Consider the following 9763-nt stretch of genomic DNA (forward strand, 5'->3'; position numbering starts at 1 on the left):
GCGAACACGCCGCCGCCCGCGATACTGGCCCCTGGGCGGGAGGTGGGCGGTGAACTCGGCGAACAGCGCGGCGGTGGTGGTCGGCGTGGACGGCTCCGAGCCGGCGCTGCGCGCCGTGCGCCTCGCCGCCACGGAGGCGGCACGCCGGCATCGGCCACTGCGGGTCGTACACGGGTTCATCTGGCCGCTGCTGCACGTACCGGACTCCCCCGCCCCGGACGCGCCGCCCGGCGGTGGGCTGCGCCACCGGGCCGAGGCACTCGTCCAGGCCGCGGTGGCCGAGGCCGAGGCGACCGTACCGGGATTGTCGATCTCCGGTGAGATCATCGACGGTGAGGCCGCCGCGGTGCTGGTGGGCGAGTCACCGACCGCCGCGCTCATCGTGCTCGGCGACCGAGGGCTGGGTGGCTTCTCGGCGCTTGTGGTCGGCTCGGTCGCGGTGCAGGTCGCCGCGTACGCCGACTGCCCGGTGCTGGTGGCCCGCGGCGCGCAACGGCCCGACGAGCCGGTGTTGGTCGCGGTGGACGGCTCGCCGGCCTCCCGGCTGGCGGCCGACTTCGCGGCCGAGACGGCCGTGGCGCGCGGCGTGCCGCTGGTGGCCGTGCACGCCTACCGGCATCCGGGCAGCAGCGGCCCCGGCGACATGCAACCCCTGGTGTACGACGAGGCGACGCTGCACGGCGAGCAGGAGCGCATGCTCGCCGAGTGGTTGACCGGGCTGACCGAGCGGCACCAGGAGCTGCGGTTGACCTGTCGTGCGGTCCACGGCCGGCCCGGCAACGTGCTGGCCGAGGCGTCCGACTCCGCGCAACTGGCGGTGGTGGGCGGGCAGGGGCGCGGCGAGGTGACCGGGTTGCTGCTGGGGTCGGTGAGCCAGTCGATGCTGCACCACGCGCGCTGCCCGGTCGCCGTGGTCCACGCTCCCGGCTAGTACTCCAGGATCTGTGCTGTGGCCCGTGGTCGCACCCCTACGGCCCCCTGTCAGTGCCGGACGAGACAGAACGGGTGTCCTGCCGGGTCCGCGAAGATGCGCCAACTCCGCTGGCCATCACCCGCGTCGAGCAGCGTGGCGCCCCGCGTGAGGACGTCGTCCTGAGCTTGTTCCAGGTCCTTGACCTCCAAGTCGAGGTGGAACTGCTGAGGGTGAGCCGAGTCCGGCCACCGCGGCGGCTGATAGTTGTCCACGCGCTGGAAGGCCAGCACGAACCCACCATCGGTGTGGAGTGTCGCCCAACTCTCCCCCAGCGACCACCGCGGATCCGGCTGGTTCACCACGCCGCCGAGAAGCGACTGGTAGAACCGGGACAGCCCAACGACATCGGCACAGTCCAACACCACGCACTGCAGCTTGGCGATCATGAAGGGCAGCGTCTCACGACACCTGATCACGATCTGCGGATGGAGTACCGGGCCCCGAGGTTGGCCGGCCACCAGACGGGTAGACGGCCGCGGTACGCCGACGGCGACGGTTGTCCCGACCGCCGAAGGCGGCACAGGAGCCCAGACCCGACGAAGGAGGCACCAGATGCCAGGACCACGGCCGGGCAGTAACGCCTACGACAAGCAGCGGGCGCGGTTGCGCAACGCGATCGACGACTCCGGACGCCGGGTGCCCGACGGTAAGGCCAACCAGGTCGCCAACCGGATCCTCCAGGAGGATCGCGGCCAGCGGGGCGTGGTGCGCGGTGACCGCACGTACGGCCCCAAGAGCGAGCGCGAACCGGGCGACCCGAAGTGAGCAGGGTCGACCTTGCCGACGGCGCCATCGCGGGCGCCGTCGGCAGCACCGCGCTGAACGTGGTCAGCTACCTCGACATGGCCCTACGGGGGCGGCCGGAGAGCGACGTCCCCCAGGAGACCGTCGACCGGCTCGCCGGGATCGCGCACGTCAGCCTGGGGTCCGACGGCCGGGCGGCGAACCGCCGCTCGGGCCTCGGGCCGCTTGTCGGCTACGGGCTGGGCATCGCCGCGGGCGTCGCGTTCGCGCTCTACGCCGGTGGGCGTCGCCAGCCACTGCCACTGGCCACCGGCCTGCTCGGCGCCGGTGTGATGACCATGACCGACGGGTCGATCACCGCGCTCGGGATCAGCGACCCCCGCACGTGGCGGCGCTCCGACTGGATCTCGGACATCATTCCGCACCTCGCGTACGGGCTGACGGCCGCCGCCACCTGGAACAGGTTGCGGCGGCCGTCCGGGCGCACTCGTTAGCTAGCGGGTATCGCTGTCGTCGTCGGCCACCGGCTCACCGGCCGGGCCGTACGGCGACACCTGCCCCTTGGGCACCGGCCGACCCTCGTCGCCGCGTGACGAACCGCGGTTGAGTGGATGCCCGGTCGGCGTGGGCCCCTTGCTGTCCTGGCTGGTGGCTCCCTTGGCGTTACGCCGGAACTCCTCCTGCTGCGGGTTGACCACGGTGTGTCTCCCTCCGGTACGCAGGCGGCATCGACCGCCTCCACCGCCGGCATACCCGCCCGCCCCGGCGGCATTCCGACGGTGCGACGGCTAGGCCGCCACGCAGTGGGTACCCCCGCGGTGTGGGCGACGATCGAACCGTGGCGCGGGTCCTGCTGGACCGGCGTGGCCGCACGTACGCCGAGGAGGCCGGCATCCAGCTCGCCGACCGCCCCCGCCCGCTCTACCAGCTACTGGTGCTGGCCACCCTGCTGAGCACCCGGATCCGGGCGTGCCTGGCGGTGGACGCCGCGCGGGAGCTGTTCGCCGCGGGCTACCGCACGCCGCAGGCGATGGAGGCGGCCAGTTGGCAGGACCGCGTCGACGCGCTGGGCCGGGGCCACTACCGCCGCTACGACGAGCGGACGGCCACCATGCTCGGCACCGGTGCCCGACTGTGCCTGGACCGTTGGCACGGTGACCTGCGCCGACTGCACCGGGAGGCGCAGGGCGACCCCGCCGGGCTGCGTCGCCGCCTCACCGAGTTTCCCGGAATCGGCCCCACCGGCGCCGACATCTACCTGCGCGAAGCCCAGGCGGTCTGGTCGGACGTGCGCCCGTACGCCGACCGTCGGGCCCTCGCCGGGGCGAAGCGGCTGGGTCTGCCGGGCTCCCCGGACGGGTTGGCCGGCCTGGTCGACGAACCGGACTTCGGCCGGCTCGCCTCGGCGCTGGTGCGGGTGGCGCTCGGCGAGGAGTCCGCCGGCGAGGTCAGCCGGGTCGCCGCCCGCTGAGGTGGCTCACTTCACCGTCTTGTCCCCCGGCCGGGTCAGGTGCCACACCAGCAACGCGGCGAGCAACGCCAGGACCACCACCCCGCCGGAGATCCCACGCCCCTCCTCGGGGCTGCGCCCGGCGCTGCCGAAGTAGATCACCGCGAGGCCGGCCAGCACCGTGACGAACGTCCGTAAACCTCGGTCCTTCACGAATCGCACCGTAGGCGGGCCGCATCCGCCGCGGGGGTGTTCGGCGCCGGTGTCCCCCGTCCGGGCGACCCGGTCAACGCTCGGGGGTGAACCCGCGCAGCCGCACACGCCGCACCGCCCGGTCGGCGACCTCCACCACCTCCAGGGTCAGCCCGGGTAGTCGGACCGTCTCCCCCGGCCTGCCGGGCAGGTGCCGCAGCCGGGCCAGCACCAACCCGGCCACCGTGGTGTATTCCCGGGACAACGGGAAGCTCAACCGCACCCCCAGGTCGGGCAGGTCGTGCAGCGGGAAGTCACCGGGCACCAGCAGGGACCCGTCCTCCTCCCAGAGCACCCCGCGCACGTCCCGGTCGGTCTCGTCGTACAACTCGCCGACCACCTCGGCCAGCAGATCCTCCATGGTGACCAGGCCGTCGATCCCCCCGTGCTCGTCGACCACCAGGGCCAGTTGCTGATGCTCCTGACGGAGCTGCCGCATCGCGTCGGCGACCGGCAGGGTCACCGGCAGCAGCACCGGCGAGCGCACCCGCTCCCCCACCGACGCCGTGCCGGCCCGCACCAGGTCGCGGATGTGCACCACCCCGAGCACCTCGTCCAGGCCACCGGGACCGGTGACCGGGGCGCGGGACCGCCCGGCGGCGGCGAGGCGGCGCACCCCCTCGTCGGCGGTCAGGGTGGCCGGCAGCGTCGTCACCGCCCGGCGGGCCACCAGGATCTCCCGCAACGTCCGGCCGGCGATGTCGAACGCGCCGGTCAGGATCTCCCGCTGCTGCGCCGACAGGCCACGCTGGCTGGCCAGCATCTCCCGCAGCTCGTCCTCCGTCATCTCCGCGCGGTTGGCCCCCGGGTCGCCGCCGGCCAGCCGTACCACCGCGTCGGTGGCCCGGCTGAGCAGCCACACCGCCGGCCGGGACACCCGGGCGAGCAGGTCCAGCGGTCCGGCGACGAGCAGCGCCCAGCGCTCCGCCCGCTGCATCGCCAGTCGTTTCGGGGCCAACTCGCCGAGCACCAGCGTGACGAACGTCAGCAGCACGGTCACCAGCAGTACCGCGGCGGGACGGGCCGCGCCGCCGAGGAAGCCCAACGGCCCGACCAACGGCCCGGCCAGCGACACCGCGGCCGCCGCCGAGGCGAGGAAACCGGCCAGGGTGATGCCGAGCTGAATGGTCGCCAGGTAGCGGTTGGGATCGCGGGACAGCCGCACCAACCGGTCACCGGCACCACCACGCCGACCCAGCCGCCGCAACTGCCCCTCGCGCAACGTCACCAACGCCATCTCGCTGCCGGAGAGCGCGGCGTTGACAAGCACCAGCACCGCCACCAGCGCCAACTGCACGAGCTGACCGCCCATCGCGTACCCCCGTCCGCCACCTCAGGTCACTCAACCGCAGCGGGGCCGGCTCCGGGTCCGGTTTACGCCCGCGCCACCGCTCAGTCGACCTCCAGGTCGTCCAGCGAGATGGCGTGCGACATCAACCAGCGGGCCAGCGCCGACATACCGAACAGCCAGAGCGGCACGGATTCGGTGGGGCCGTTGGTGGCGTAGATGGCGAACCGCAGGTCCGGCGCACGGTACGCCTCGATCCGCCACCGGTGCTGCCGGTCCCGCCAGACCGCCGAAGGGTCCATGGCGTCACCGTAGGTGACCACCACCGCCCCGGGGGCCGGTTAGCCTGGCACCAGCCCCCACCGCAGCGCCCCCGGGACGACGACACGCCACCTGCCACCGGCGGGTCGCGACCGGAGCGGGGACAGCTCGACCATCAGCCCACCATCGCATCCGGGCGCGCCCCTGTCAGCCCCGCAGGGCGAGCACTCAGGTGACGACGATCCGGGCGTCGTCGGGCAGTCGGCGGGTCGCGCCGCGCCGGTCCAGCAACTCCAGCAGCGGCACCGCGACCCGCCGGGTGGTGTCCAACGCCTGCCGGGCCGCGGAGAGGGTGAACGGCTGCGGCAGGCCGGCCAGCACCCGGACCGCGTCGTCGAGCGCGTCGGGCAGCAGCACCACGTTGTCGGCCAACCGCAGCAGGGCACCGGCCCGCACCGCGGCGCCGATCTCCCGGGGGCCCAGACCCAGGTCGACGAGACGGTCCGCCTCCGGAGCCCGGAACGGGCGGTCACCGTACTCTTCGCGGACCCGCCGCACGGCCCGCGCCACCGGCTCGGGCAACCCGTCGGCGGCGCCGGCCGCCCCGACCCGACCGGCGTGCACGCGCAGCGGCGGCCGGATCAGCGCCTCGACCAGCACCCGGTCGGGCAGGGCGAGGCGCTGGCGCAACGCGTCCACCGGCATCCCCGGCTCCAACGGGTGCTCCCGCACGTAGCGGGTGACCTCCTCGGTGACCTGGTCGCCGAGTCGCCGCCAGTGCTCGGGGTCGGCCAGCCAGTCACCGGCCACCGGCGCGACGTGCACCGGCACGCCCATCCGCAGCAGCGCGCCGGCCCGGACCAGGCGGCGGCGGCGCAGCTCACCGACCAGGTCGGGTCGACCGTCCACCTCGGCGAGGACCTGCGCGCGGGCCACCGCGGCCCCTCGACGGGCCAGCGGCGGCGGCGCCACGTCCAGCACCCGCACCCCGCCGGCCACGTGGTGCCGGCCCGGGTCCCGCAGCAGCGCCCGGTCGCCCACCAGCAGCGGCAGCGGGCGGGACAGGCGCAGCCGTACGGTGTCCGCACCGAGCGGTCGGACCCGCACCGGCACCGCCGCCGACCCGACGTGCAGGGTGAGGGTGGCCGGCAGGTCGGCGGCCGGGTCGCCGGTGAGGCGGACGTCGACGAGGTCGGTGTGCTGGAACCGGCCCGGGGTGAGCAGCGCGTCACCTCGGCCGAGCTGGTCGCGGGGCGTACCGCGCAGGTTGACCGCCACCCGGGCCACCGCGGCGGCCTCCGGGCGGGCCTCGCCGAGCGAGTGCAGGCCACGGACCCGGACCGGTTCGTCGGCACCGGCCACCTCCAGCGTGTCGCCCACCCGCAGCCGACCGGCGCCGAGGGTGCCGGTGACGACGGTGCCGCTGCCCCGCACGGTGAAGCTGCGGTCGACCCAGAGCCGGACCGGGTCGTCCAACCGGGGCGACGGCAGGCGGGCGGCGAGCCGGTCCAGGGCGGCCCGCAGCTCCGGCAGACCCGCGCCGGTCCGACCGCTGACCGCGACCGCCTCCACCGCGCCGAGATGTGTCGCGCCGATCTCGGCGCGGGCGCGGGCCGTCGCCGGCCCCGGATCGGCCAGGTCCGCGCGGGTCACCGCCAGCAGGCCGTACGCGACACCGAGCGCGTCGAGCGCGGCCAGGTGCTCGGCCGACTGCGGCATCCACCCCTCGTCGGCGGCCACCACGATCAGCGCCGCCGGCACCGGGCCGACCCCGGCGAGCATGTTCGGCACGAACCGTTCGTGCCCGGGTACGTCGACGAAGGCGACGGTGCCGCCGGACGGCAGCGTCGTCCAGGCGAAGCCCAGGTCGATGGTCATGCCCCGGCGGCGTTCCTCGGCCCACCTGTCGGGTTCCATCCCGGTCAACGCCCGGACCAGTGTCGACTTGCCGTGGTCGACGTGCCCGGCGGTGGCGACGACGAACACGCTCAGTCGTCCCCGGGTACGCGCAGCACAGCCGCCCGGACCGCCTCGTCGGCGTCGGCCGGCACACAGCGCAGGTCGAGCAGGAGCCGGCCGCGCACCACCCGGCCGAGGACCGGCTGGTCTCCGGTGCGCAGCGGCGCCGCGTACCGCTCGGGCAGGCTCAGTGCCCACGAGTCCAACTCGACACCGGGGGCGCCGCCCCCGCCGACCACCGCGACGGCCGGCACCACCTCCGCCTTGCGGCCGTCCGCGCCGAGCCGGTCACGCAGCCGCTCCACCCGTCGGCGCAGCGCACCCGGGTCAGCGTGCAGGGCCGCCCGGGTGGGGGTGGCCGGTTGGTGCAGGGTGGCCGCCAGGGCGGCCAGGGTGAGCTTGTCCACCCGCAACGCCCGGGCCAACGGGTGGCGGCGCAGCCGGTCGATCAGCGCGACGTCACCGAGCAGCAGCCCCGCCTGCGGGCCGCCGAGCAGCTTGTCGCCACTGGCGGTGACCAGCGCGGCACCCGCGCGCAGCGTGCTCGTCGCGTCCGGCTCGTCGGGCAACAACGCATCCGCGGTGAGCAGACCGGAGCCGATGTCGGCGACCACGGGCACGCCGAGGGTGGCCAGGTCACGCACACCGGTGGCGGACGTGAAGCCGGTGATCTGGAAGTTCGACGGGTGCACCTTGAGCACGAAGCCGGTCTGCGGGCCGAGCGCGGCGGCGTAGTCCGCGAGGGTGGTGCGGTTGGTGGTGCCCACCTCCCGCAGACGCGCACCGGTGCTCTCCAACAGCTCGGGCAGGCGGAAGCCATCGCCGATCTCGACCAGCTCACCCCGGCTGACCACGATCTCCCGGCCGGCGGCCAACGCGGTCGCGGCCAACACCAGCGCGGCGGCGCCGTTGTTGACCACGTGCACGGCACCCGCGTCGGGCACGGCGGCGGCCAGGGCGTCGAGCGCGTCACGACCCCGGCGGGCCCGCCGGCCGGTGCCCAGGTCCAACTCGACGTCGGTGTGCCCGGCGGCGGCCACCACCGCGGCGACAGCGGCCGGTGACAGTGCCGCCCGACCCAGGTTGGTGTGCAGCACGACGCCTGTGGCGTTGAGCACCACCCGGGGGCCGGACGCGGGCAACGCGGCGACCGCGGCGTCTCGTACCTCGTCGGGGTTGATCTCACCACGGCGGGCCCGGTCCTGCGCGCGGACGACGACCGCCTTGACCTGGTCGCGGCCCAACCTCGCGGTGGCCGCGGCCAACAGCGGGTCGGCGAGCAGCGTGTCGGTGCGCGGCACCCGACGTCGCGGGTCCACCGGCCCGTCGCCCATCGCGTCATCTCCTGCGAGCGGTTTGGCGGAGACGGACGGGAATCGAACCCGCCTGGCCCGGGTCCCGGACCACTCCGGTTTTGAAGACCGGGAGGGGCACCAGCCTCCTGAACGCCTCCACCGGACATTCGATCACACCGCCGGCGGGTCCGCCCAACCAGATGGAAGATCCATGCCGGCCCGCCGGGCGTCGACCCGCGCACGCTGCGGCACCACCGTGTACCGCGGGTCGCGGGCGGAGGCGACGCCGCCGGAGAAGATGCCGAACCGGGTCAGCACCGACGCGGCCAGCAGCGCGGTCCCGGAGAGCGCCCCGACCAACCGGCTGCGCCGGCCCAGCAGAGCGCCCGCCACCCCGCCGACGGTCAGCAGCCGCGCGGCGCGCAGCATCCGCCCCGGCCGACCCTGCCGGTAGGGCTCGCTGAGCAGACCGAGGCGGGTCTCCACACGATGCGTGCCGTACAACTCCAGGGCCGCGCCGGCCACCGCCATCCGCCGGGCCGGCCCCGCCTGCGCCGGTGGCGCGGCGAGCAGACCCACGCCCGCGCCGCTGGCCAGGGCGCTGCCCGCGAAGATGACAGGCAACTCGGGGTACGCCTCATGCCACGACGGCACCGCCGTGTCGGCCAGCAACACCCCGGTGTACGTGGCAAGCGCCGGCGCGGTGCCGGCGGCGAGCAGCCCGGCGGCGTGCCCGAGCGGCGGCAACACCCGGGCGGCCAGCCCGAGCGGGCCGTGGCGGGGCAGCACACCGGCCGCCTCGGCGATCGCGGCGACACCCGCCGCCGGCCCGTACGCGGTGAGGATCCAGGTGCCCATCGACATCGGCGAGGTCGGCTTGGCCACCCGCAGCATGTGGTGGAACCGCGCCGGCCGGCCCAGGTCCCTGATCAGGAAGACGGCGCTGGCGCTGACGGCGACCAACGCGGTGACCCGACCGGCACGTCGCAACGCCGGCCGCCCGGTGAGCTGCCCACCCGCGGCGAGCAGCGACGAACCGGCGGCCAACCCACCGGTGAACAGGTACGCCGCGATGTCCCACTTCCAGACCGGCGCCTTGAGGATGGGCCGACCGTAGTACGACGTGAACTCGGCCGCCGGCACCCGCAGTTCCTCGCCGCCGCCGGTGCGCCGCCCGCCCCGCCGACCGGAGGCTCCGGCGCTTCGGCGCACCGTCAGGTCGCCCCGGCGGCTGCCGGCGGCACCGTCACCGCTGGCGGTGTCCCGGTCGCCCGGGTGGTCGCCACCGCTCGCGGCCCCGGCACCGCTGGCGCTCTGCCGCTCGTCGCCCGCCTGTGGTCGGTCGCCGCCGCCCTCGGCGGCGAGCCGCTCCCGGAAGCGACGGAACCGGTCGCCCACGGGGCGTGGTGGGGTCATGAGGAACCTCCGACGAACGCGGCGACGGTCGCCGCCGCCATGGCGAGGGCGGCGAGGCCGGCGCGTTTCCACATGGCCGGCAGGTCGCGGGTGGTCACCACCGGGTCCGGTGGCAGCCCGTACAC

12 protein-coding genes, 1 tRNA gene and 1 pseudogene are annotated in these 9763 nt (G+C 75.1%); 4 read left to right on the forward strand and 10 right to left on the reverse strand.

The window, feature by feature from the left end; genetic code table 11:
• The first annotated feature begins 49 nt into the window (after positions 1 to 49).
• A complete protein-coding gene (locus tag ACGFIW_RS33235; RefSeq protein ID WP_393324350.1) occupies positions 50 to 931 on the forward strand; it encodes a universal stress protein in 882 nt (293 codons plus the stop codon).
• Positions 932 to 981: 50 nt separating this feature from the next.
• On the opposite strand, the gene ACGFIW_RS33240 is transcribed toward ACGFIW_RS33235, so the two are convergent.
• Positions 982 to 1359: a VOC family protein gene (locus ACGFIW_RS33240; protein ID WP_393324353.1), complete on the reverse strand. Its 378-nt coding sequence runs from the start codon at positions 1357 to 1359 to the stop codon at positions 982 to 984.
• 166 nt (positions 1360 to 1525) lie between these two features.
• On the opposite strand from ACGFIW_RS33240, the gene ACGFIW_RS33245 reads away from it, so the two are divergent.
• Positions 1526 to 1738, forward strand: coding sequence for a phosphatidylethanolamine-binding protein (locus ACGFIW_RS33245; protein WP_088989541.1), 213 nt, complete (start codon positions 1526 to 1528; stop codon positions 1736 to 1738).
• Positions 1735 to 2211, forward strand: a complete 477-nt coding sequence (locus tag ACGFIW_RS33250; protein ID WP_393324356.1) for a hypothetical protein — start codon at positions 1735 to 1737, stop codon at positions 2209 to 2211. Before ACGFIW_RS33245 ends, ACGFIW_RS33250 begins: the two co-directional genes overlap by 4 nt.
• Here the strand turns inward: ACGFIW_RS33250 and ACGFIW_RS33255 are convergent, their stop codons facing one another.
• Positions 2212 to 2415, reverse strand: a complete 204-nt coding sequence (locus ACGFIW_RS33255; protein ID WP_393249029.1) for a hypothetical protein — start codon at positions 2413 to 2415, stop codon at positions 2212 to 2214.
• Positions 2416 to 2537: 122 nt separating this feature from the next.
• Between ACGFIW_RS33255 and ACGFIW_RS33260 the strand changes: the two genes are divergently transcribed.
• The gene (locus ACGFIW_RS33260; protein WP_393324358.1) at positions 2538 to 3188 is read left to right on the forward strand and encodes a hypothetical protein; all 651 of its coding nucleotides are present in this window, start codon (positions 2538 to 2540) and stop codon (positions 3186 to 3188) included.
• Positions 3189 to 3194: 6 nt separating this feature from the next.
• Here the strand turns inward: ACGFIW_RS33260 and ACGFIW_RS33265 are convergent, their stop codons facing one another.
• From ACGFIW_RS33265 to ACGFIW_RS33300, 8 genes and pseudogenes are all read right to left on the reverse strand, one after another.
• Positions 3195 to 3380, reverse strand: coding sequence for a hypothetical protein (locus tag ACGFIW_RS33265; protein ID WP_036410487.1), 186 nt, complete (start codon positions 3378 to 3380; stop codon positions 3195 to 3197).
• Between the two features lie 73 nt (positions 3381 to 3453).
• Entirely contained in the window at positions 3454 to 4731 is a 1278-nt protein-coding gene (locus ACGFIW_RS33270) for a hemolysin family protein (protein ID WP_393324361.1), read from the reverse strand.
• 80 nt (positions 4732 to 4811) lie between these two features.
• Positions 4812 to 5009 (reverse strand): hypothetical protein, encoded by a 198-nt coding sequence (locus tag ACGFIW_RS33275; protein ID WP_184187418.1) that lies wholly within the window; start codon positions 5007 to 5009, stop codon positions 4812 to 4814.
• 187 nt (positions 5010 to 5196) lie between these two features.
• Positions 5197 to 6954: a selenocysteine-specific translation elongation factor gene (gene selB / locus ACGFIW_RS33280; protein ID WP_393324364.1), complete on the reverse strand. Its 1758-nt coding sequence runs from the start codon at positions 6952 to 6954 to the stop codon at positions 5197 to 5199.
• Between the two features lie 2 nt (positions 6955 to 6956).
• On the reverse strand, positions 6957 to 8261 hold the full coding sequence (selA, locus tag ACGFIW_RS33285; RefSeq protein WP_393324367.1) for an L-seryl-tRNA(Sec) selenium transferase: 1305 nt from the start codon (positions 8259 to 8261) through the stop codon (positions 6957 to 6959).
• A gap of 23 nt (positions 8262 to 8284) precedes the next feature.
• Positions 8285 to 8380 (reverse strand) — tRNA-Sec (locus ACGFIW_RS33290).
• 13 nt (positions 8381 to 8393) lie between these two features.
• Positions 8394 to 9638: an NrfD/PsrC family molybdoenzyme membrane anchor subunit gene (gene nrfD, locus ACGFIW_RS33295; protein WP_393324370.1), complete on the reverse strand. Its 1245-nt coding sequence runs from the start codon at positions 9636 to 9638 to the stop codon at positions 8394 to 8396.
• Positions 9635 to 9763, reverse strand: a pseudogene (locus ACGFIW_RS33300) (4Fe-4S ferredoxin); the annotation flags it as partial. The pseudogene ACGFIW_RS33300 and the gene nrfD, both read right to left, overlap by 4 nt.

Source organism: Micromonospora sp. NPDC048935, assembly GCF_043197875.1.
Lineage (GTDB): Bacteria > Actinomycetota > Actinomycetes > Mycobacteriales > Micromonosporaceae > Micromonospora.

Coding starts and splice junctions, on each gene's coding strand:
- ACGFIW_RS33240 (WP_393324353.1), bottom strand. CDS start 1,359: ATGATCGCCAAGCTGCAGTGCGTGGTGTTGGACTGTGCCGATGTCGTT.
- ACGFIW_RS33270 (WP_393324361.1), bottom strand. CDS start 4,731: ATGGGCGGTCAGCTCGTGCAGTTGGCGCTGGTGGCGGTGCTGGTGCTT.
- ACGFIW_RS33275 (WP_184187418.1), bottom strand. CDS start 5,009: ATGGACCCTTCGGCGGTCTGGCGGGACCGGCAGCACCGGTGGCGGATC.
- nrfD (WP_393324370.1), bottom strand. CDS start 9,638: ATGACCCCACCACGCCCCGTGGGCGACCGGTTCCGTCGCTTCCGGGAG.
- ACGFIW_RS33245 (WP_088989541.1), top strand. CDS start 1,526: ATGCCAGGACCACGGCCGGGCAGTAACGCCTACGACAAGCAGCGGGCG.
- selA (WP_393324367.1), bottom strand. CDS start 8,261: ATGGGCGACGGGCCGGTGGACCCGCGACGTCGGGTGCCGCGCACCGAC.